Source organism: Thalassoglobus neptunius, from assembly GCF_007859735.1.
In the GTDB taxonomy this organism is placed as follows: domain Bacteria; phylum Planctomycetota; class Planctomycetia; order Planctomycetales; family Planctomycetaceae; genus Thalassoglobus; species Thalassoglobus neptunius.
This window is the reverse complement of sequence record NZ_SIHI01000001.1, coordinates 1,667,435-1,690,240: the sequence shown is the minus strand read 5'-3', so window position 1 is coordinate 1,690,240 and position 22,806 is coordinate 1,667,435. Positions and strand designations below refer to the sequence as shown.

The 22,806-nt window shown below is 52.3% G+C and carries 17 protein-coding genes, 1 tRNA gene and 2 pseudogenes; 12 read left to right on the top strand and 8 right to left on the bottom strand.

The window, feature by feature from the left end; all coding sequences use genetic code 11:
* Window positions 1–233: 233 nt before the first annotated feature.
* The 6 genes and pseudogenes from KOR42_RS06790 (at window position 234) to KOR42_RS27805 (ending at window position 4,275) form a co-directional block, all read left to right on the top strand.
* A protein-coding gene (locus KOR42_RS06790; RefSeq protein ID WP_146508198.1) for an IS3 family transposase occupies window positions 234–1,342 on the top strand; the annotation gives its coding sequence in 2 pieces (ribosomal slippage) (window positions 234–486 and window positions 486–1,342; 1,110 coding nt in all).
* 526 nt (window positions 1,343–1,868) lie between these two features.
* Window positions 1,869–2,291 (top strand): NADAR family protein, encoded by a 423-nt coding sequence (locus tag KOR42_RS06785; protein ID WP_197440929.1) that lies wholly within the window; start codon window positions 1,869–1,871, stop codon window positions 2,289–2,291.
* Window positions 2,292–2,704: 413 nt separating this feature from the next.
* Entirely contained in the window at window positions 2,705–3,007 is a 303-nt protein-coding gene (locus KOR42_RS06780; protein ID WP_146508196.1) for a peptidyl-tRNA hydrolase, read from the top strand.
* A gap of 328 nt (window positions 3,008–3,335) precedes the next feature.
* A pseudogene (locus tag KOR42_RS27810) lies at window positions 3,336–3,554 on the top strand (helix-turn-helix domain-containing protein); the annotation flags it as partial.
* A gap of 92 nt (window positions 3,555–3,646) precedes the next feature.
* Window positions 3,647–3,988 carry a hypothetical protein gene (locus KOR42_RS06765; RefSeq protein ID WP_146508190.1) on the top strand — a complete coding sequence of 114 codons (342 nt, stop codon included), beginning with the start codon at window positions 3,647–3,649 and terminating at the stop codon, window positions 3,986–3,988.
* Window positions 3,940–4,275, top strand: coding sequence for an IS30 family transposase (locus tag KOR42_RS27805; protein WP_146508189.1), 336 nt, complete (start codon window positions 3,940–3,942; stop codon window positions 4,273–4,275). Before KOR42_RS06765 ends, KOR42_RS27805 begins: the two co-directional genes overlap by 49 nt.
* Window positions 4,276–4,350: 75 nt before the next feature.
* On the opposite strand, the gene KOR42_RS06755 is transcribed toward KOR42_RS27805, so the two are convergent.
* From KOR42_RS06755 to purB, 5 genes are all read right to left on the bottom strand, one after another.
* Window positions 4,351–4,545: a hypothetical protein gene (locus tag KOR42_RS06755; RefSeq protein ID WP_146508187.1), complete on the bottom strand. Its 195-nt coding sequence runs from the start codon at window positions 4,543–4,545 to the stop codon at window positions 4,351–4,353.
* A 540-nt stretch (window positions 4,546–5,085) separates the two neighbouring features.
* Window positions 5,086–5,520 (bottom strand): hypothetical protein, encoded by a 435-nt coding sequence (locus KOR42_RS06750; RefSeq protein WP_146508185.1) that lies wholly within the window; start codon window positions 5,518–5,520, stop codon window positions 5,086–5,088.
* A 356-nt stretch (window positions 5,521–5,876) separates the two neighbouring features.
* Window positions 5,877–5,950, bottom strand: a tRNA-Met gene (locus KOR42_RS06745).
* Between the two features lie 115 nt (window positions 5,951–6,065).
* A complete protein-coding gene (locus tag KOR42_RS06740) occupies window positions 6,066–7,544 on the bottom strand; it encodes a DUF1570 domain-containing protein (RefSeq protein WP_146508183.1) in 1,479 nt (492 codons plus the stop codon).
* Between the two features lie 122 nt (window positions 7,545–7,666).
* Window positions 7,667–9,100, bottom strand: a complete 1,434-nt coding sequence (gene purB, locus KOR42_RS06735) for an adenylosuccinate lyase (RefSeq protein WP_146508181.1) — start codon at window positions 9,098–9,100, stop codon at window positions 7,667–7,669.
* Between the two features lie 320 nt (window positions 9,101–9,420).
* On the opposite strand from purB, the gene KOR42_RS06730 reads away from it, so the two are divergent.
* Window positions 9,421–10,758: a flagellar hook basal-body protein gene (locus KOR42_RS06730; RefSeq protein WP_146508179.1), complete on the top strand. Its 1,338-nt coding sequence runs from the start codon at window positions 9,421–9,423 to the stop codon at window positions 10,756–10,758.
* 18 nt (window positions 10,759–10,776) lie between these two features.
* On the opposite strand, the gene KOR42_RS06725 is transcribed toward KOR42_RS06730, so the two are convergent.
* A complete protein-coding gene (locus KOR42_RS06725) occupies window positions 10,777–11,487 on the bottom strand; it encodes a 3-keto-disaccharide hydrolase (protein ID WP_146508177.1) in 711 nt (236 codons plus the stop codon).
* 254 nt (window positions 11,488–11,741) lie between these two features.
* Here KOR42_RS06725 and ispH point away from each other — a divergent pair, with 254 nt between their 5' ends.
* Both ispH and uvrA read left to right on the top strand, forming a co-directional pair.
* Window positions 11,742–12,680 carry a 4-hydroxy-3-methylbut-2-enyl diphosphate reductase gene (gene ispH, locus KOR42_RS06720; RefSeq protein ID WP_146508175.1) on the top strand — a complete coding sequence of 313 codons (939 nt, stop codon included), beginning with the start codon at window positions 11,742–11,744 and terminating at the stop codon, window positions 12,678–12,680.
* A gap of 207 nt (window positions 12,681–12,887) precedes the next feature.
* Window positions 12,888–16,583, top strand: a pseudogene (gene uvrA, locus KOR42_RS06715) (excinuclease ABC subunit UvrA); the annotation flags it as partial.
* A gap of 94 nt (window positions 16,584–16,677) precedes the next feature.
* On the opposite strand, the gene KOR42_RS06710 reads toward uvrA, so the two are convergent.
* Window positions 16,678–17,625, bottom strand: a complete 948-nt coding sequence (locus tag KOR42_RS06710) for a ParB/RepB/Spo0J family partition protein (protein ID WP_146508171.1) — start codon at window positions 17,623–17,625, stop codon at window positions 16,678–16,680.
* Between the two features lie 238 nt (window positions 17,626–17,863).
* A complete protein-coding gene (locus tag KOR42_RS06705) occupies window positions 17,864–19,597 on the bottom strand; it encodes a glycosyltransferase family 39 protein (protein WP_197440926.1) in 1,734 nt (577 codons plus the stop codon).
* 238 nt (window positions 19,598–19,835) lie between these two features.
* Between KOR42_RS06705 and KOR42_RS06700 the strand changes: the two genes are divergently transcribed.
* From KOR42_RS06700 to KOR42_RS06690, 3 genes are all read left to right on the top strand, one after another.
* Complete coding sequence (locus tag KOR42_RS06700; RefSeq protein WP_231740721.1) at window positions 19,836–21,179, top strand: Trx7/PDZ domain-containing (seleno)protein; 1,344 nt, start codon at window positions 19,836–19,838, stop codon at window positions 21,177–21,179.
* Window positions 21,180–21,403: 224 nt separating this feature from the next.
* Window positions 21,404–22,060, top strand: coding sequence for a 3-keto-disaccharide hydrolase (locus KOR42_RS06695; protein WP_197440925.1), 657 nt, complete (start codon window positions 21,404–21,406; stop codon window positions 22,058–22,060).
* Between the two features lie 74 nt (window positions 22,061–22,134).
* Window positions 22,135–22,791 (top strand): HAD family hydrolase, encoded by a 657-nt coding sequence (locus KOR42_RS06690; RefSeq protein WP_231740720.1) that lies wholly within the window; start codon window positions 22,135–22,137, stop codon window positions 22,789–22,791.
* The last annotated feature ends 15 nt before the right edge of the window (window positions 22,792–22,806 follow it).

Sequence of the window (22,806 nt, the reverse complement as noted above, 5' to 3'; positions counted from 1 at the left end):
TCTTCGCATGCGAATACGGCTCGACATACTTGCGTCCAATCCGAAGCGACAGCTTTGCCACTTCCAACAACACATTCGTTCGTGGGGAATCACTCATCACCAGATTTTAGCGCATTCTCATCTCAGATTCCAGAGATGTTTTCAACAATGCAATCTGCGCCCAAAAAACTGATCCATTCTAAGTGAGAAAATTCTTGTTAGAATCTGGTCGTCCATTTTGAAGAAAGATGACCATGAAGAAGAGTCAATTTACCGATCAGCAGATTGCATTTGCCATCAAGCAGGCGGAAAGTGGAACGCCAGTCGAAGAAGTTTGTCGCAAGCTGGGAATTAGCCAGCAGACGTTCTATCGTTGGAAGAAGAAGTTTGCTGGGCTCGGCACGGAGGAGCTTCGCCGCTTGAAATCTTTGGAGGAAGAGAATAAGCGTTTGAAGTCATTGGTGGCAGACTTGAGTTTGGACAAGCAGATCTTACAGGATGTCCTTTCAAAAAAGCTATAAAGCCTGCCCGCCTTCGTGAATGCGTCGAAGGAGCCAAGTCGTGCTATCGAATCAGTGAGCGACGTGCTTGCGTTTTGGTTGGCTTGGCTCGTTCAAGTCATCGATATCAATCCACGAAGGATGAGCAGGTCGCTCTACGAATGCGATTAAAGGAGTTGGCAGCCATTCGAGTTCACTACGGATATCGGCGACTTCATATTTTGCTGCGTCGAGAAGGTTGGGAGGTGAACGCGAAGCGAGTGTATCGGATCTACCGTGAAGAAAAGCTGAGTCTGCGAACCAGGACTCCCAGGCGTCGAGTGAGTTGCCGGACACGGTCGGATCGACCAGAGGCGACTCGCATTAACGACTGCTGGGCGATGGATTTCATGTCTGACGAACTCTTTGATGGCCGCCAGATTCGCCTGTTGACGATAGTCGATCACTTTACTCGTGAGAGTCTTGCGATCGAGGTTGGCCAGCGAATGCGAGGCAAGGACGTTGTCTCAGTCCTGGAGGACTTGGCTTGTGATCGCACGTTGCCAAAAACGATTCGTGTGGACAACGGTCCCGAGTTCACATCGAAAATTTTAGACCAGTGGGCGTATGCCAATGGAGTGACACTCGACTTCAGTAGACCCGGAAAACCCACGGATAACGCATTCATTGAATCCTTCAACGGAAGCGTGCGGGCAGAGTGTCTGAATGAAAATTGGTTCTTGTCGCTTGACGACGCGAAGAAGAAGACAGAAGCTTGGCGCGTTGACTACAACGAACATCGACCCCACAGCGCTTTGGCCAACCTGGCCCCCAAAGATTTCGCTTCCTCTGGCCAGGCTAGCCTGGCCAGAGGAAGCCATTGATTTTCTCATAAGGAATGGCTCAGAAAAGTGGAGCAGGTCATACCTAACCCGAACTCTCATAAGGCTGGTTCAAACTTTGGGGGCATTTCAGATTTGATTCTTCAGTTGAGCAGTGCCAAGGCGATCGAAACTTCTCGAATGCGAAACTTCTTGGCGGAAAAATCACTCATTGAGATCGTTGTCGATTTGAACGAGTGTTGTTTGATACGGACAATTTACTTTTGTATCTTTGGAAGGCACTCATCAGTTCGACAATGACTTGAAGGACGTGAACTTTCTCAAGTATCTTAAAAATCTTGAGGGGAGACTTGGTTGAATAGTGTTGAAGACGAGCGTGACGAGATTCCGTCCTTGTACTAATAACTTTCGACCGAACTCTCGATTGTCTACACATGTCCTTGGAAGACTGAAGTGAATCAAGTTGTTTTGTGTTGTCAATTGAATCACGAAAACGATTAGAATCATCACCGCTTCGATCAAATTCATGAAAATCGTAATCACAGATTGACACAACCGAGATTCAACAATGAAAACCATCATGAGTTTCTCGGGTGAGTATCGTTGGTTGAGTAATTTCTGGGCTGTAAGCGTTGTGCTTGACCGTGAAACGTACCCGTCTGTCGAACATGCCTATCAGGCGTCGAAAACTACGGACAGATTTGAAAGACAGTTAATTCAAGAATCGCAGTCCGCTGGTCACGCAAAAAAACTAGGCAGCAAACTCAAAGAGCGAAAAGATTGGGATTCAATAAAACTTCATATTATGGAAGATCTATTGCGACAAAAATTTTCTGTACCTGACCTTAAAGAACAACTAATTGCGACTGGTCACGCCGAAATTATTGAAGGAAACACCTGGGGAGATCATTTCTGGGGTGTCTGTAAGGGCACTGGAGAGAACCACCTTGGGACACTGTTGATGAAGATACGCGAAGAGTTGGTTGCATGACAGACATAGCTCATCGATCTCGCTGTCAAGCCCGAGTGTGCCCCTTAAGCAACCTCATACCTTGGGGCACGTTCACTCCCTATTTTGACGTAATCAGGCAAGAACTCACTTCCTATAACCCCGTAAGTGACATTCGAAAGTATTATTTGCATCCAACTCAATTTTCGGTCGCTGATTGACTATCGGTTTTCGAATCCGGTGCTCTTCTTGGTGTGTAGAAAACGGTACAGAACACATTAGAAAAAACAAAATTCACTATTAAATCAGGAATGTGAGTGAGTCTTTACAACTCCTACAATTTTTTAATTATGGCGACCTTCGGAAATATCGTGACCACCCCATGCCGAGGTGACCGGACTTTCCGACACGATGTTGTCATGAGAACCGATAGTCGACGCAGGCGAAACGCTTAGATGAAAATGTACATACTCATTCGTGAATCCGTGCCGACAGGATTTGCACTTGTTAGTGCATCGCACGCTTCACTCGCGGCGTATCTCAAATTCAAAGACGCACCCGAAATCGAGCAATGGCTGTCCGGTCCTTTCCACAAAACGATCTGCAAGGTAAACGACACAGAGTTCGAGACCGCTAAATCGTACGACGATTGCGTTGTCATCACGGAATCCGCTCTCGATGGCCAAGAGGTCGCAATTGCGTTCAAACCTCGCGAAGAATGGCCGAAACCGTTTCGTTTCTATTCACTTTATCGGTGATTCAGCGTCGGCCAGCATGGTAGTAAGGTTAGGCCTTCGGCACACCTCCTTTGTTTGGCAACGGGGGCTGGCGTTAGTACAATTTGTCGAAATTCAGACTCGCTCGCTTTGTTTAGGGCGTTGTCGTAAAAACCGTCCTGTTAGGTGACCTAGATCGATCGCGATGGATGGCCTCTAGCCACAATGTTGCTTAGGGCAGGTTCACGTTTGAAATGCGACTGATTTTGGATTGATCTTGAGTGAAACATCGCTGGGTGTTTGACGAGTTGGTCTTCAAAAAAAGCTGGTCGAAAGGACACTCCAGCGATGAGAACGCAGCTTACAAAATCGATTGCAAGGGATAGCAGAACTCCTCAAAATCGGCTTCACCAAAGACGACATCGCACACGCTTTAGGACGCGATCGATCAACGATTTTTCGTGAAGTCAAACGCAACAGCGTCAACGGCAAATATTTTCCCGACCGGGCCCATCACCTCGCACAGCAGAGACGCGCCCAGCGACCACGTCAACGCAAATTCGATGATCCGGTGTGCCGTGCTTTATGACGAACGGACTCTTCGATTTCTGGTCTCCTGATCAAATTGCGGGTCGTTTTCGGATTTAATTCAATGACTATCCAGAGCGATGGTTCTCTTGCATGGCTGTGTATCGCTGGATCAATCGGCAGCCGAACCGAGTCTTCTGGCGATCATTTCTGCGGTTCGGAAAACGCGAGAAACCAGGCGATCAGCGTGGAAAACTCCGGGCGGCAGCTCACATCGCTGATCGCCCAAGTGTCGTCGACACCAAACAGCACTACGGCGATTGGGAAGGGGACACCGTTTTGGGAGCAAGGCGACGAAGTGCGCTGGTGACTCTCAATGAACGTAAAAGCGGCTTCGCTCTGGTGGGACTCATCAGGCGGTTCAAAGCCCAAACGTATCGAGACAAATGCAGCGACTCCTCGACCCCCTTCCACAACCGCTCAGGCGAACGATGACGCTCGACAATGGGAAAGAATTCGCCCAGCACAGACAGGTCTCGCGACACTGCGGAATCGACATTTACTTCGCACGACTATACCATGCTTGGGAACGCGGCAGAAACGAAAGTTTCAACGGCTTGCTCCGACAGTTCTTCCCGAAAGGTACCGACTTCGCCAGGCTTTCCACAAACACCCTTAACGACGTCACGAACTTACTCAACAACCGGTCCCGCAAAAGGCTCAACGACCAAACCTCCAAAGAAGTCCTCCAAGACCATCTGACTGTCGCAATTGAACTGTGAAACTGCCAAAAGGAACATGATTGCGCCTCCTGTTCAATAGTGAAATTTCCCAGGATAATGGGTATGGGATTTGGGTTAGGTGACTTGTCGAAACTGGACGGGGCTTTTGTAGCCTGGGGCTGTGTGTTTTCTGATGGTGTCGTAAAACGCTTCGATGTATTCGAAGAGGCTTCTACGAGCGCTGCCTCTCTTTGCAGATCGGCACTCCGTTACAATCACGCTGCTTTGATCAAGTATGACGACCTGGGCTTCCGCGTGGCCCTGAGTCATGTCGCGGGCATCCCCGCGGATCACGTTGGTATCTCGAAAATGAAATCTGAAGGCTCACCAAGAATCATGAGCGAAGCAGCTCGGCAAACCGCTCGTGACGACGAACTCAATCAGCATGAAACTCGCAGACATCCCTGTTGGGGACGTTCAAATTGGGAAAAAGCAAGAACATTGTCGATGTAACGCCAGACACCAGTCAACCTCATAACCCGAAGCAATAATCTCGAAAGCCGTCTGACTCACTACTCCGAAGCCAACCCCACTTTCCGGACCGCTATAGATGAATCGTTTTCGAAATGTCTCTGTTTCTATTTCGAAGAGGGTTGGCTTCGCTCCACTAAAACCCCAAGGTAGCAAATTCTGCGACCGTGGGGTTTTCTTTTGCGCTCAACCAGAGACACGCAACTCGATCCCCAATCTCCGCAATAGTTTGCGTCGCTCCCCAGATTCTCGAAGCGTCTCTGCCGAACTTATAGAGACAACTCTGCCGCCGACGATTCGTTTCAAGGCGCCTCTCTCGCACCGAAAGTCTCTCTTCACTCACAGAGACAAAGCCTTTGGGTTATCAGCTCGTCCGGTTCGACACGCATGATTCGGCTTTTCGAATTCTCCTCCGAAATACTCCGACTGCCCGGTGATGAGAACAGCGGACAACGGAGACTTTTTCTGCATAAGTAACAAGAGAGACGCTGGTATTGGGCCATCGTCGATTTTATCTCTCCCTGAGCACCGGGAACTTAATGCAGGAACATGCTTCTCACCACAACCTCCGCGATCTCGTCGCCATTCTTGCCGACGGAGTTCGCCGTCACCGCAGGCTCTCAAAACGCTGCGATCGCAGCGTTTTGAGAGCCTGCGGTGACGGCGAACTCCGTCGGCAAGAATGGCGACGAGATCGCGGAGGTTGTGGTGAGAAGCATGTTCCTGCATTAAGTTCCCGGTGCTCAGGGAGAGATAAAATCGACGATGGCCCAATACCAGCGTCTCTTGTTACTTATGCAGAAAAAGTCTCCGTTGTCCGCTGTTCTCATCACCGGGCAGTCGGAGTATTTCGGAGGAGAATTCGAAAAGCCGAATCATGCGTGTCGAACCGGACGAGCTGATAACCCGAACGCTCTGTCTCTGTGAGTGCAGAGAGACTTTCGGTGCGAGAGAGGCGCTTTGAAACCGATCGCGGACGACAGAGATGTCTCTATAAGTTCGGCAGAGACGCTTCGAGAATCTGGGGAGCAACGCAACCTGTTGCGGAGATTGGGGATCGATTCGCGTGTCTCTGGTTCAGCGCAAAAGAAAACCCCACGGTCGCAGAATTTGCTACCTTGGGGTTTTAGTGGCGGGGGCCGGATTCGAACCGACGACCTCGAGGTTATGAGCCTCGCGAGCTACCGGGCTGCTCCACCCCGCGTCATGTGAGGAATACTATCGGTCGTTTTCAGAATGTCGACCCAGTTTTCCATAGAAATTTGTGAAAACTTCCCGGAATCGTGTCGGGGGGGCTTTCTGGTCGGTTTGAATGATAATCAGTCTCCTCCTAAACGGGGGCCGGGGACCTGGCCGGACTCCCAAACTTGTGATTCGCGGCTGTCAGCTGGAACGGAGCGGATGAAGACCTGGTAGGAACCGGGGGGGAGTTGGATGTTCGGTCGAAACAGCTTGGCTGCTCGCTGTCTCGGAAGCTGGATGGAGCGGCTGGGGGCAACGCTGGGGATTAGCCAGTCTGCATACGTTCCGCCTGATGTTTCCATCGTGATGTAGAACGTCATGGTTCTCAGTGGAGAGAGATTCTTGAGCGTGCCTGAGGCTTCGATGGCAGTCCCGGCGTTCGACGTGGCGACCGCTTGCATTTCGACCTGTCCGAGTGATTGAGTGCGGGTGCCGATTCCGTCCCGACGAGGCTGTTGGAGTTTGATCTTTTGGACCTTGGCTGCCAGCTGGAGCGATTTCGGAAAGCTCTGTTGTAACTCGTCGACTGAAACATCAAAGATCTCTTCGAACCGGCCGATTCGTTCGTCGGAATCGATCTCTCCCAGAGTCTTTCGCTGGCTTAGTTCTTCAACGTAATCTCGGTATTTATCTTCATGACGCGTTGCCAACATCCAGTGCATGCACCAGGCCATGGTGTATGCTTCGCCGGCGAGAATATCGGCGGTGAATGCTCCGTCGTCGCGAATCACCGATGCCCATGAGAGTTGACCGGAGCGGGTCATCGCTTGCCGGGCATATCGGCTGTTGACTTTCGAAGGGGAGATGTTGATGCGGTCGCCGTTTCCTTCAAAACCGGTGGCGATTCCTTCGTCGAACCATTTCGGAATGGGGGCCAGTCGTTGAAAAACTCGGTTATACATCTGCAGGTGAATGGCTTCGTGAAGTGGAACTTCGAATGTATCACAGCTGCTCATTCGGACGGCGAGCCAGTTTGTGATGGGGGAGTAGAAGCCGAGGATGTTTTCTGCAGAGAGTCCTCGTCCGCCGGTCGCTTCTTCGGCGTAGGAGTTGAAGTCGTCGTCGGATTCGAAAATGAGAAGGACCATCGGAAAGCGTGGTTCGTGGACCGAAATCCGTTTGGATCGCGCGTAGCGGAGAAACGTTGCGTCCACGCGTCGCATGAACGAACTGGCTTTTCGGAGGAAACCGCTCGCCTGGGATTCTGATGAGCGTTCAATGGGTGAACTGAGAATCAACGCGACAACGAAGTTTTTCTCGATGTCCGTTCGGACGAGTTCTGTTCCGAAGCGTTTCTGGAAGAGTTCGACCATTCCTTCCTCGTCAATCGGAGGAGGCGGGTCTGTTGGTTCCCGGGCGGTGACGGCTGCGTTCGGAACGATTTGCAGCTGGCCATCCCGTCGCTCAAGAGCCTGAAATCCGAGGCCTTCGCCGGCGATTCTGGCTTCGATCGTCACTTCCTCGCCCTCTTCATCACGATAAGTGATCGTGTCTGAAAGAGCAGGGAGCGTCCAAATGATGAGGAACAGGAACGAGAGAAGGCTGGCTCGCAACATAGAATCGACTGTCTCTTTGTGAAGGATCGAATCGGTCGATTTTAATCTAATTCAATTTGCCAGCAGAACTCAACCGGGCTACGCAATTGCACGAGTTGGCATTCGGAATTCCGTCAGGCGCGTCAGACCTTGAGTTCTTCGGCTTGGCCTCCAAGATCGCTGGCGTACTTGTTTCTGATTGGCGTGATGACTTCGGAGATGAACTCGTCGACCTGTTCCGGGGCGCGACCGATATATCTGCGTGCATCGAGAGTTGCGGAGAGGTCGATGTTTGCGAACAACTCGTCTTTTTCCAGTCGTTCGATCAAGTCGTGTTCTTTCCCGAACTCTTTAACCTGTCTATCGGATTCGACGCTGTGGATGCGGATTTGTTCGTGGAGTTCCTGACGGTCTCCGCCCGCTTTGACGCCTGCCATGAGGATTTCTTCCGTCGCCATGAACGGCAGCACTTCGTTCAAGCGTCGCGAAATGACTTTCGGGTAGACACGCAAGCCTTCGGCAACGTTTTGATAGATGATGAGGACAGCATCGATGGCGAGAAATGCCTGCGGAAGGGAAAGCCGCCGATTGGCACTATCGTCGAGCGTCCGTTCCATCCATTGGACGGCAGCGGTTTGATCTCCGTTTGCAGTCAGGCTGATTGCGAAGCGCGAAAGAGCACAGATTCGTTCGGATCGCATCGGATTGAATTTGTATGCCATCGCGGACGAGCCGATCTGTTTCTCTTCCTTCGGCTCTTCGACTTCTTTCCAGCTTTGTAGAAGCCTCAAATCGCTCCCCGCCTTGTGAGCAGATTGGCCGATCCCGGAGAGTGCGGCGAGGACTTGTGCATCGATCTTTCTGGAGTAAGTCTGGCCGGTGACGGGGTAAGTCGACTGGAATCCCATTTTCTGTGAGACAAGTGCATCGAGTTGGCGGACTTTCGCATGATCGCCGTTGAAGAGAGCCAGGAACGTCGCTTGAGTTCCGGTCGTTCCTTTCACTCCGCGAAACTTGAGCGTTTCGAGACGGTGTTCGATTTCTTCAAGATCGAGGACAAGATCCTGGCACCAGAGAGTTGCCCGCTTGCCAACGGTTGTGGGCTGTGCCGGTTGAAGATGTGTGAGCCCGAGACAGGGGAGGTCACGGTATTCGCTGCAGAAGGTGGACAGTGCGTCGATGACCCGGACGAGCCGTTTGCGAATCAGCTCAAGACTTGACCGAATCTGAATGAGTTCGGAGTTGTCGGTCACAAAGCATGACGTTGCTCCGAGATGCAAAATTCCACCGGCGGTCGGGCAGACGTCCTTGTAAGCGTGGACGTGAGCCATCACATCGTGGCGGAATTGTTTTTCGTATCGCGCGGCAGCTTCGAAATCGATATTCTCCGCGTGCTGCTTTAATTCCGCGAGTTGCGTGTCGGTGATTTCGAGTCCGAGTTCCTGCTGGGCTTCGGCCAACGCGATCCACAATTTTCGCCAGGTGCTGTGCTTTGTTTGCGCTGACCAGATTCCGCTCATCGCTGCGGAGGCATATCGTGTGTTCAATGGATTCTGGTAGATTTCGTGCTGTGACATGCGCAATTCCTTCCCCGACGATAGGATAAGTTCCCAGTCCGAATTTGATTCTCTGACTTCCGGGATGGAGGCATCAAAGAGTGGTGAGTGAGCGAGAATGCTCCCGATCACTCGGAAAAAGGTCAACCGACCGAGATTTGATTCCGCTGTAAATCTCTCATCTTGCGGTAATTTCCCGAATGACTTACGGTCTCAGACCGCTCGAAACCGAGACTGAGCGAGAATTCGCTCCGGCAACGTGCTGGAGAATCGGTCTTGGTTGATCTCAGGATCGCATAGATTACCCATTTTTACCCTCTCGTGGCAGCAAGGAGGCCGTCATGAGCACCCACCAGACGACTTTTCTTTCCGGTACGGTGTTCGGCATTGTGATTGGGGTTATTCTCGGTCACTTCACGCTTTGGAACGATCCGGGGCAGCCCAAGCCCCTGACGAAGGTCCAGGAATCGCTTCCCTTCGGGATGTCGTACGATCTGGGCCCCCCTGCGGCTGGGGCCCCCTACTATTTGCTTGAATCGTTCGAGAGTGATGATCATTCGATCCCTCAAATTTCCTCTCCGCCAGCCTCGACAAGTTCTGTGTTTGAGTCGATCGGCGAACTGGAGGAGCAGTGTTCCCCGCTCGCCAATGCCATCGCAATGACGACCTCGGAGATGGACGTTGTTTCCGACGGGGATACGACGATTGGAGTGCAGTTTCAGCCAGAAACCCCAGCTCCGCAGCCATTGGCGATTCCGGAAGCGACTCCTTTGGAATCGAATCCGATCGATGATGCCAAAGATTCACAGCTGCGGAACATGATCAAGGAAGAACTTCCTGATTTGCCAGAGTCACAGCGGGAGGTTTGGTTCGAGTCGCTTCAGGAAATGTCCGTCGAAGATGCGACGGGAGTCCTGAGAATGTGGAAAATGGTGGGAACCCCAATTCCGGGACTCGGCGGAGATGAACTGGATGCGATGCTTCAACAACCCGTTGTTGACGCTTCGGAACCGGTTGCGAACCCCGCTTCTGAAACGGGCTCGCTCAACGATGTTTTGCAGGCAGCGATCGAAATTCATCAGCGGAATTGCCTTCTCTCGTCGACGTTTGGCTATTGCCGGGTGATGCCGAGATTTGTTGAAGTTTCAACCGATGGAATGGAAGACACGATTTCCCTCGTGGAGAGTTACGACTTCTCCCAAGGTTTGAAGAAAATGACGGGGAGCCGATTTGACGTACGCATCAACGGCCCCGGTCTGTTCGTGCTGAAAGACTCCGACGACCAAATGTATCTGACCCGTCGCGGACGATTCGGGCTCGATGAACATCGACGGTTAGTGATTCGCGACCCGGACAAAACTTACTTCCTTCATCCAGAGGTCATCCTTCCCGAGGAATCCTTAGACTTGCAGATCGAAGAAAATGGGGCCACTTACGTTGTTGTCGACGGAGAACGCCAGGAGATTGGAGTCCTCGAAATCGCAGAAATTCCTCCGGATGGATCGATTCGTCACTACCGCAATGGGATCTTTGCTGTTGGAGACGAGTCGGTGATTCGCCTGCAGGAGAAGTCTGAGTCTGGCTTCATTCGACGGGAACAGGGAGCCCTGGAAGTTTCGAATGTCTACATCGACGATGAAATGAAGATGATCGACTGGTGCCGATCTCAAATGAAGTAGATTTCTGCAGCGGGAAAGTTACTCACCGATCGGCGCAGCTTCGTTTTCTGCCGAAGTGAGTTCTTTGACCCGGATGTTTCGAAATGCGACTTCAGACTTGTGGCCGAGAAGAGCGATTCGGCCGGATTGTCGGTCGATGCCGGGATGCTCGCGGTCGTCGAGGGGACCTTCGGCGTAAGCTTTTTTCACGTCTCCATCAACGACAATGGTTCCGTTGGTGATCACGGTGACTTGCGAGCCGACACACCGAACTTCGAATTCGTTCCATTCCCCGACCGGTTTCAGGAATCCCTGTTTCGCCGGGATGAGTCCATACACGGAGCCGTGTGTCTGATAGGGTTTCAGCTTTTTCGCAAAGTCGTTGGAATCGTCGATCAGTTGGATTTCCATTCCCTGCGTCGCAGCGTGTTGACCGGGCGGGACCCGCAATCCGATTCCGTTATTCGCTCCTGAGGTCAGGCGAAATTCAAAACGCAGGATGAAGTCGCCGTAATCGGTGATGGTTTCGAGGTTTCCTGATTGATCGGAAACAGAGTGAAGTAAGCCGTCCAGGACGTAATAAACGTCTTTCGCTCCTTGCCATCCGTTCAGGCTTTTTCCGTCGAAAAGAGAGACGAACCCATCCGCGGATTCCGTTGGGACTGGCGGTGTCGACTCCGTTTGTCCAAACGCTTCGGTGTGACAGCAGAGGGCACTCAGAAGGAGTGCGATCAATCTTGTTTGATGCATGGTTTCTCCGTTTTATCGTTTGGCAGAGAAAAGTGAGCGGGAAGGAAGTGAGCTGAGCGCTTGTGCTGCGGTGGGAAGGTGTTGCGAGCGGACGAGGTCGGTCTGGCAATGACTCGCCGGGAATTGCACTGTTCCGTCGACACTCTGAAAGCTCCGCACTGGATTCCATGTGAACTTACGGGGTAGACTTCGGTTTTACGATCGGGCGCAGTCAACAACAAGTCGAATTGAAATTCGTTTCGGAAAGCATTTCCATGAAGATCCTGCTGGCGAATCCCCGTGGCTTTTGTGCGGGTGTCAACATGGCAATTGAATGTCTTGATGAATGCATCAAGGCATTCGGTCCGGACATTTTCGTCTACCACGAGATTGTTCACAACCGATACGTCGTGGATCGATTCACTCAACAGGGTGTGACCTTCGTCGACGACATCGAATCGGTTCCGCGTGGAGCCATTTTATTGTACAGCGCACACGGGGTCTCGCCGGAGATTCGAGACAAAGCACGTCAACGCGATTTGCGGACGATTGATGCGACCTGTCCGCTCGTCACGAAAGTGCATCTGGAAGCGGTGAAGTATGCGAAGGCTCAATACAACATCATTTTGATCGGGCACGAGGGGCATGACGAAGTAATCGGGACGATGGGAGAAGCTCCCGAAAGCATCACTCTCATCGAGACGCCCGAAGAAGTGCAGGAACTTCCGTTTACGGATGAAGACAAGATCGTCTATCTGACTCAAACGACGTTGAGCGTTGAGGAAGCTGGCGTTGTGATCCAGGCGCTCAAAGAGAAATTTCCGAGCATCGAGTCTCCTCCGAAAGAAGACATCTGCTATGCGACCACCAATCGACAACATGCTGTTCGGCAGCTTGTCGAACAGGTCGATCTTGTCATCGTGCTGGGAAGTCAGAACAGTTCCAACAGTCGTCGGCTGATGGAAATTGGGTTGGCGGAAGGCACGGCTGCTCATCTCATCGATGGAAAAGCAGAATTGCGTGCGGAATGGTTTGAGGGAGTGGAGACGGTCCTCATCACCGCCGGAGCGAGTGCACCGGAAGTTGTCGTGCAGGATTGTTTGAACTATCTGGTCGACAACTACGGGGCGGAAGTGGAAGAAATCACGACGCGGGAAGAGAGCGTCACTTTTCAGCTTCCGAAAGAACTCCGGACACTGCAGTCGATGACTTAGAGTTTTCGGTGTCGAGTCGGTTCAGTGTCGGCTTTCGCAAATGATGAGAAACTCTCAATCGTTGTTTGAGAGTTGACCTGTGATGTGTAGACCGGGCTGACAGCAAGCTTGAATCGATCACTTTCCTCGCCGGTCCGTCTGCCTATACTTTCCGGAACCGATCATTTTTCGGGTTTCAGGATCACTTCTTAAAGGACTGTCAATCGCATGCCGGCGGCAGATATCGAGATTCGCGGGGCTCGTGAGCACAACCTGCGAGATGTTTCGCTGACACTTCCGCGAAATCAACTGATCTGCATGACCGGCGTGTCAGGGTCCGGGAAAAGTTCGCTCGCATTCGACACGCTGTACGCGGAAGGTCAACGCCGGTACGTCGAGTCCCTGTCGACGTACGCGCGTCAGTTTCTCGGTCAAATGCCGAAACCGGACGTCGACACCATCAGCGGGCTGGCTCCGTCAATTTCGATTCAACAGAAAGTGACGTCCCGAAATCCTCGGAGTACGGTCGGAACGATCACTGAGATCTATGATTACCTCCGCGTTCTCTTCGCGCGAGTCGGTCAGGGAGTCTGTACGCAATGCGGCGAACCGATCAGTGCACAAACAACCGACCAGATTCTCGAGCGGATTCTCTCTCTTCCGGACGGCACGAAATTTCAAATTCTCGCTCCGATCGTTCAACAGCAGAAAGGGGAATTTAGAGACCTCTTTGCCGACTTGCTGAAGCAGGGATTTTTGCGAGCGCGCGTCGATGGAGAAGTTGTCAATCTTTCTGATGACCTGAAGCTGAAGAAGAATTTTAAGCACACGATCGAGATCGTTGTCGATCGGCTCATCGCCTCCAAAGTTCAGCGAACTCGACTTTCGGAAGCGATTGAATCGGCGATCAAGCTCAGCGACGGAATGTTAATCGTTGCCCCATCCGACAACGACATTCCCGAAAAACTCTATTCCGCGAAGTATGCCTGCGCAGCGTGTGGGGTCAGCTATGAGCCTCCCTCACCGCAGTTGTTCAGCTTCAACAGCCCACTTGGAATGTGTCCTGATTGCACCGGACTTGGAGTGCGGCACGACTTCGATTTGGACTTGCTGATCACGCAGCCCGACAAGCCGATTCTCAAGGGCGCTCTGGATCTGATGAAGGGCTCGAAGAAAATAGGTCGATGGAAACGGCACATCTTTCAGGGAGTGGCTGCCGCGATTGAAGAAGACTGCGATCTTCCCAAAGGCTCTTTTCTGAAAACGAGTTGGAACGATGTTCCGGAACAGGCCCAGCAGTTCTTTCTTCATGGAATGGGAGCCCGGCACATCACGTTCTCGTGGCGGCATTCCGGAGGAACCTGGAAGCATGGCGGGAGCTGGAACGGATATATTCCGGAGCTGCTTGAAGAATACCGCAAAGCCAAAAATCCGATGCGGCGGCGACAGCTCGAAAAGTATATGCAAGTTGTGGATTGCCGTTCTTGTGAAGGAGAACGCCTCAACCCGCAAGCCAGAAATGTTCTCATCCGATCCACCTCGGTTTCTGGATCAGAAATTCCGGAGATTCAGTCGCTTCCGGGAGTGTGCGCACTCTCGATCGACGACGCATGCGAGTTCTTCTCTGGGCTCGAACTCGACTCAACCGGGGCAATGATTGCGGAAGAGGCATTGAAGGAGATTCGAGGTCGACTCGTCTTCCTTCAGAAATGTGGATTGGGATATCTCACCCTTGATCGGACCGCTCCGACATTGTCGGGGGGAGAGTCGCAGCGCATCCGGTTGGCCGGTCAAATCGGGTCGGGACTCGTGGGTGTGCTTTATATTCTCGATGAGCCTTCGATCGGGCTGCATCCGCGCGATAACGAAATGCTTCTGGGAAGCCTCCTCGACCTGCGTGATCAGGGGAACACAGTTGTTGTCGTTGAGCACGATGAAGAAACAATGATGGCGGCCGACCACATTGTTGACTTCGGACCGGGTCCGGGTGTGCGGGGCGGCGAGATTATCGTCACCGGCACCACTGATGAAGTGATGCGTCACGAAGAGAGTCTCACGGGAGCGTATCTCTCCGGGCGAAGAAAGATCGAAGTCCCGAAAGAACGCCGGACCGGAACCGGCAATTCGCTCAAGATCGCCGGGGCACGACAGAACAATCTCAAGAACATTGATGTCGAAATCCCACTGGGAATGTTCGTGTGTGTGACCGGAGTTAGCGGCTCAGGCAAGAGTTCGTTGTGTAATAATATTCTCTGGGAAGTATTAAACTCCGAACTGAACAAGGGCCTCGGTCAACCCGGTGCACATGACTCCATACAAGGGCTTGAGCATCTCGATAAAGCGATTGATATCGATCAGTCCCCGATTGGCCGGACTCCGCGATCGAATCCAGCGACTTACGTCAAACTGCTCGATCAGATCCGCACTCTGTATGCACAGCTTCCCCAGTCGAAGCTCCGTGGTTATCAGCCGGGACGATTCAGCTTCAATGTTGCGGATGGACGGTGCGAAGCTTGTGAAGGGCACGGTGCCACGAAACTCGAAATGGATTTCCTTGCAGACATCTGGGTTCCATGTACAGTGTGCGATGGGCATCGCTTCAATCATGAAACTCTTGAAGTCAAATACCGTGACAAGTCCATTGCCGATGTGCTGGAAATGGACGTTCAGGAGGCTGTTGAGCACTTCAAAAACCATCCGAAGATCTACCGACTTCTTCAGACGCTTCACGATGTCGGGTTGGATTACATGAAACTCGGGCAACCTTCGCCGACCCTTTCTGGCGGAGAAGCCCAGCGAATCAAGCTTGCCCGCGAGCTTGGAAAACGCTCCACCGGAAAGACGCTTTATCTCCTCGATGAACCGACAACCGGTCTTCACTTTGAGGATGTGAAACGCGTTCTGGAGGTGCTGCATGGATTCGTCGAACAGGGGAACTCGGTTCTCGTGATCGAGCACAATCTGGATGTGATCAAGACAGCGGACTGGGTGATCGACCTCGGTCCCGAAGGAGGACAAGGAGGCGGGGAAATCATCGCTGTCGGCACTCCGGAAGAGATCGCGAACTGTCGAAACTCATTCACTGGAGCGGCACTCAAACCGATTCTGAAACCGAAAAGAAAGTCGTCGAAGTCTTCCCGCAAGAAGGCGGCATCTTCTGTTTCTCGGCGAGCGAACGGAAAGTCCATCGATCAGATCACGATCCGCGGAGCTGCCCAGCACAATCTGCAATCGGTCGACATCACCATTCCCCGCGATCAGATGAGCGTTTTCTGCGGTCCAAGCGGGTCCGGAAAAACCTCGCTCGCGATGGATACACTCTATGCCGAGGGACAGCGACGATATGTCGAATCGCTCTCGGCGTATGCCCGTCAGTTTCTCGGTCAGATGCCCAAGCCGAAGCTCGACAACATCTCCGGGCTTTCCCCGTCGATTGCTATCGAGCAGAAGACCGTCGGGGCGACTCCGCGATCGACCGTCGGAACCGTCACCGAAATCTACGACTATCTGCGTGTGCTGTTCGCTCGACTCGGGACGTTGTACTGCCCCGAATGCGATTCACCCGTCACTCGTCAGACTACGGATGAAATCGTCGAGAAAGTCCTCTCCAATCCCGATGGGACTCGACTTTATCTCGCAGCCCCAATGCAGGTCCCGGTCGGTCAATCGTATTCCAAACTCTGGGATCGTCTCGGAACGCAGGGATATCTTCGCGTTCGAATTAACGGGACGACTTACGAAGTTGAGAATGTTCCGAAGATTGATCACCGACGGAATTATCTCGTCGAAGCGATTGTCGATCGCGTGAAAGTCGATGCGGAAGCTCGCGGTCGAATTGCCGACTCGATCGAGACAGCACTCGATCTCGGACGCGGAGTGATTCACGTGATTCACGTTGATCGAGATCAGGCCGAAGAAGAGTGGCTCACGGAGCGACTCTCCCTCAACTACTCCTGCCCGAATTGTGATGCAGCCAAGTGACCCGACCAACCGGAGTTGATCGGGGGTCGGCAACATCTTAGGCGGCGCTGCGTCTCATCGTTTTAAGAAGACGTTCGAACTCTTGAGTCGAAGAGAATGGGATTTGAATCGTTCCGGAATCTTTCCCGGACAACTTGATCGAAACCTTGACTCCCAGAAGATCGCGAAGCCGCGACTCAAGAGAGGTCATGTGATTCGTGCGCTCTGCGTCACCCTTCGAGATCGGAATCGTCGCTTGTTCGCCGTCGCTCGATTCGGGTTGAGATACTTCCGATGCCGGCTTCTTCAAAGCTTCCTTAACCGCAGCTTCGGTGTTGCGGACGGAAAGTTTCTCTGACTGAATGCGTCCGCAGAGTTCGAGTTGTTGCGGCTCATCGAGTGACAACAGAGCCCGTGCGTGACCGGCTGTGATTCGCTCTGAGTGCAGCGCGTTTTTCACGGGATCAGGAAGTTCGAGCAATCGCAGCATGTTGCTGATCGCGGAGCGACTCATGCTGAGTTGTTTGGCCAACTCTTCGATCGTGCACTCGAACTGATCGAGGTAGTCTCGGAAGGCTTGAGCTTTTTCGAGATCGTTCAGATCTTTTCGCTTCAAGTTTTCTTCTAGAGCAAACTCGCATGCGGTCTTGTCGATGACGTCGAGAACGCGACACGGAATTTGCGTCAGCCCGGCGCGTTTGGCTGCCTGCCAACGACGTTCGCCTGCGATGAGTTGATACGAGCCTTCAAACTCCCGGACAATTACCGGTTGAATGACTCCGTGCTCTTTAATGCTCGAAGCCAATTCGCCAAGAGACTCCTGATCGAATTGCTTTCTGGGTTGGAAGGGATTTCGGACGACCCTGTCGATGGAAACCTGTGTCAGTTCACCGGCAAGCTGTTCTCCCTCAGCCTGCTCGACGCCTGACGGAGCATTGTTTCCCAGAAGTGCACTGAGTCCACGACCAAGTCGGCGATTTCCTTGTGGTTGTTGATGCTCTGACATTGTCAGTCTGACTCCCTACAGACGAGTAGTTCTTGGCCGCACTCCCAGAAAAGGTGCGTGCCAGTCCGATCATCGGACTTGTTTCGAAAGTTCCGATATTAATGATTCGGACAAAGAGGGACGATTCCTGAACTCTCCGGGGGCGAGTTCGGAAAGTCTTTCTGAATCTTCAGCGGATGAGAATCTGGTCAGTCTGGCGTGAATGCAGATCCTGCATGCTCTGGCTCAGGTGAAACGATTATGGACCGACGATTTTCCACAACTCGACCGGCACCTCAGAATTTTCTTCAAGTTCCTGATCGGACCAGTTGTCGAATTTGACCAGCCGACTTGGTTGGTATGCAAATTCTTTGATCAACTTTGTTTGATGAGAATAGTTCGGCAGTTCCTTCTGTTCCGCTTCTGCGTGAGGACCAGCAACGAGGTAGGTCGCAACTTCCGGATTGGGCTGCACTGTTTGAAGCATTCCCAATCCCTGAGCTGGTTGAGCGATGACGTCCAGGCCCGGGGTGATCTGACTCGCCAGATGAAAATAAAGTCCGGGTTCACCCAGCACATAGATGACGTTCACCTTGGGCGGAGTGTCTTCATTGATTGCTTCGCTTTGAATTGCCGAAGCAATCTGTTCCGCCAGTTTGCGAAAGCCCGTGCGATCATCGACTGCCCGCCCCTTGATGACACCTGCAATGCAGAGTGCGAAGCATCCGCCAATCAGCATTCGTTTGTTCCAAGAGTGTCGAACGGATTCGCTCTCCGAAGCTTTATCGAAGAGTCTTCCTTTCAATGTTTGATCAATCCCAATTGCACACGCGATGATCATGGCCAGATGCCACGGCATCATCAGTCTCGGATAAGGCTGATAGAATGGGATCGACACCGTCATCCCAATGACCCAGGCAAGCAACATCCACCAACCCAGAATTGTCGGATGTTCCCGATCCTGTGATTCGCGTCGATGTTGTTCGCTCCTTAGACTGATCAGCCCGAAAATGGCCAGACAGATCAAAATCGCCAAACCCCAGTCGATGAAGATCGCGGCTCCGAGACCTCCGAGGATGATTCCCGCTCGCAGCCATGAGAGTCTCAATTCGTCTGGCGAATCAGCAAGTCTGATGACGATTCCGAGAGCGATTCCCGAGATGATCATTTTCGACAGTTCGGAATGGATTTCAATTTGTCGGAATGCCGATTCCATCCACCCCGATAGCCCAACGAGGTAGCCCTTGTGATTCGCAGCGACGGCAGAGTACCCGCCGTACTTCTCAAGCATGTTGAGATAGGGGCTCCATAAAAGAAATGCTCCCACACAGATCAGAATCCAGAACACAACTCGCGACGCCCAATGCTTCCACGCAGGGCGATCGAACACGATCCAGCCCGCCAGCCCGGCTCCCGTAATCGCCAGCGGAAGCCATCCGTTGTACTTCGTCCACCACGCACCAGCGGTCAAGACAGAAGCTGCGACCAGCGCGAGTCGATTCCGATCACGAAGCGCAATCAATCCAAAACCGACAGCCAGAACCATCAACAGAGACACCGGCGTCTCTGTTAAAGCGGCGCGACTGTAGTCAATCAAGAATCCACTCAAGGAAGCAATGGCTGCTGCAATCAAGGCGGCACTGTTCCCAGCCATCAACCGGGTACACCACCAGATGGCCCACACCAGAAGAGTGCCGAAAACGACATTCACCCACATCATCGCATCGGGGTGCCCGCCGGTGAAGATCAAGACCCAGTCAAAGAGTGCCGGCAGAAGTGGCGGGGCATAGAGATGCTGATCGGGATACCGAAATCCCAGATGCTCAGAGAAGTAGTTGGAGGCGTAGACACCTTCGTCGAAGTGTTCGATGGTGATCAGTGATGGTTGCCAGGCACGAACAGCGAACGACAAAAGAAGCAGCGTCCCGAGTCTCCACCGGGAACGATGACTCTCAGCCAGTGCGTCATCTTTGAGCTGTTTCTCGTCACTCACGCTGAGACCTTCGCTGTGATCAGCTTCTGGAAATGGATCGGGAATTGTGTTCCTTGCAGATTGTAGAGGGCAATCACAAGTTCTGAAGTTCCCCGACAGGCCGCGTTGCAGAATGCCATCGAAAAGCGATCTCGAATCACGACCTCCTCGACATGCGGCGGAACTCATTTAAACTCAGTGATACATCCGATTGCTGGTGCGATCATGGATTGTTAGGAATCAAGAATGGGGAATCGCTGTGACAGGTCGTTCGAGAGTGTGCCAAATCGGAGTGGTGATTGCGCTGGTCGCGTGTTGTCAATCAGTTGTCACTGCTCAATCGAGAGAGAAAAAGGTTCGCGATGATCGAGCCAGAGTCGAGAAAGAAGGCTTCTGGATTTACAACGATCTTCCGAAAGCGTTCGAGGAAGCCAAAGAGACCGGCAAGCCAATCATCGTCGTTTTGCGGTGTATTCCCTGTGAGGAGTGCGTCAAGCTGGACGATGAACTCGTCGACACCGATCCCGTGATTCGACCTCTCCTGGAGCAGTTTGTTTGCGCGCGGCAGGTTTCGACGAATGGTCTCGATTTGAATCTGTTCCAGTTTGATACCGATCAATCGTTTGCGGTCTTCTTCCTGAATGCCGATGGAACGATTTACGGTCGATTCGGAACTCGCTCTCACCGCACAGAATGGCGGCCCGATGTCTCGTTAAAAGGGCTCGCAGCGGCACTGCAAGGGGCGCTGGAACTTCATGCTGATTATCCCAATAACAAGGAGATTCTTGCCGGAAAACGTGGAACTCCGCTTGAAGTGAGTTCCCCGGAAGAGTTTCCGACACTGAAAGATCGCTATACCGATCGGCTCAGCAACGACTCCAACATTGTGAAGAGCTGTATTCACTGTCATCAGATCGGGGATGCCCGAAGAGATCTCTATCGCAAGAGCGGAGAAGCCATTCCGCCACGCTTGCTCGATCCGTTTCCTCATCCGAAGGTGATCGGACTGATCCTCGATCCGCACACACCCGCAACCGTTGAAACAGTTGCCGAAGAGTCACCAGCAAGCGAAGCGGGAATTCAGGTCGGCGATCGTCTTCTCACAATGAATCGACAGCCCATTTTGTCGATGGCAGATGTTCAGTGGGTGCTCGACCAGACTTCTCCCGAGGGAGAGACTGTCTCGCTGGAAGTCGACCGCGATGGAAAGAAAGTCGCCATAGAATTGCAGCTGGATTCTGGATGGCGCAAAAAAAGTGATCTGACGTGGCGTGTCAGTTCCTGGGGACTCAGACGAATGGTCACCGGTGGAATGGTCTTAAAGCCAGCAAGCGAAGAAGAACGGAACAAGTTGAAAGTCGAAGAAGGGAAAATGGCACTGAAGGTCGATAATGTGGGGCAGTATGGAGCCCACGCCACCGCGAAGAAGGCTGGTTTTCAGAAAGGAGATTTCGTCGTGTCGATTGATGGGCGCGATGATTTTCTCACGGAGAATGATCTGTTTCGCTACGGCGTGACGGAGAAGCGTGCTGGTGACAAGGTGGAAATGGAAATCCGTCGAGGAAATCAATCGAAGACAATGACCCTTCCGATGCAGAAATAAGCAACTGCAATTCAGCTGTTCTGTGCGATCAGAAGTTCACATAAAACTACTGATTCGACAATGAATTTCAGGTTGCCAACCTCTATCCTTGCAGAGCCGTTTCGGTTTGACCGGATCGGCTCTCGCTGTCACGTCCATTTCCTGATGGAGATTCAGAGATGCTTCAACGCCGTTTTTTTGCTTCATTTCTTACTGCTGTATTGAGCGCAGCGTGGATGTGTCTGGTGATTTCGCCCTCTGTTCACGCGGAAGAGGCTGCCGAGATTGCACCCGCTACCGGTCGAGAAATCAAACTCTTTGACGGGAAGTCATTGAAGAACTGGAAAGAAACGGACTTTGGTGGGCAGGGGGAAGCACACGTCGAAGATGGCATTCTCTTGATTGATCAGGGTGAGCCACTCAGTGGAATCAACTGGTCGGGTGAGAAGCTTCCCAATGTGAATTACGAAATCTCTCTTGAAGCGAAGAGAGTCGATGGAAATGATTTCTTCTGTGCGATCACTTTTCCCGTTGTCGAAAATCCCTGCACGCTGGTTCTCGGCGGCTGGGGAGGAAGTTTGATTGGCCTGTCGAATGTGAACGATTTCGATGCGTCGGAAAACGACACAACAGATTACTACTCGTTTGAAAACGGGAAGTGGTACAAGATTCGACTGCGTGTCGATGAAGAAATGATCCGAGCCTGGATTGATGGCGAACAGGTCGTGAAGCTGAACCACAAAGACAATCGGATTTCTGTCCGCATTGAAATGGAACTCAGCAAGCCGCTCGGCCTCGCGACTTTCCAGACAACGGGAGCGATCCGCAACTTCACATTGCGTGAGTTGCAGCCGAAAGCCCGCGACTCCAAAGCAGCTCCAACTCCCAAAGGCGAAAACTGATTCATCAATCGTTCTTAGCTCCTATAATCTTAATTCCTGTAATACGAAATCGAACTGTCGGAAAACTGAAGACCGTGAGCAAACCTGAAATCCGCGCCGTCGCGTTCGACCTTGATGGCTTGATGTTCAATACCGAAGAAGTCTTCAATCGAACCGGGACGGAAGTGCTTCGGAGGCGGGGGAAAGTTCCGCATCCGGAATTGTTTCTGTCGATGATGGGGCGGCGCGCTGACGAAGCCTTTCAGGTGATGATTGACATGATGGAACTCACGGATTCCATTCCGGAACTCAAGTTGGAATCGGAAGAAGTGTTCGGTGTCTTCCTCGACGAAATGGTCGCTCCGATGCCGGGACTCCTCGATCTTCTGGATCGCATCGAGCAGCGAAATCTTCCGAAAGCGGTCGCGACGTCGTCACATCGCGATTTTCTGGAGAAGCTTTTGAACCGGTTCGAATTGATGGACCGGTTTCATCACACGCTGACGGCGGAGGATGTCTCGCTCGGCAAACCTCATCCGGAAATTTACCTCACTGCCGCGGAACGCTTGAATGTGCGTCCGGAACAGATGCTTGTTCTCGAAGACAGCGAGAACGGAACGCTCGCAGCTGCGGCTGCCGGTGCGCATGTGATCTCTGTTCCTCATGAGATCAGCCGTCATCACGACTTCAGCAAGGCAAAAGGAATTGCGACGAGCCTGGCCGATCCGGTGATTCATGACCTGTTGATTTGATGTCAGAACTCGCCA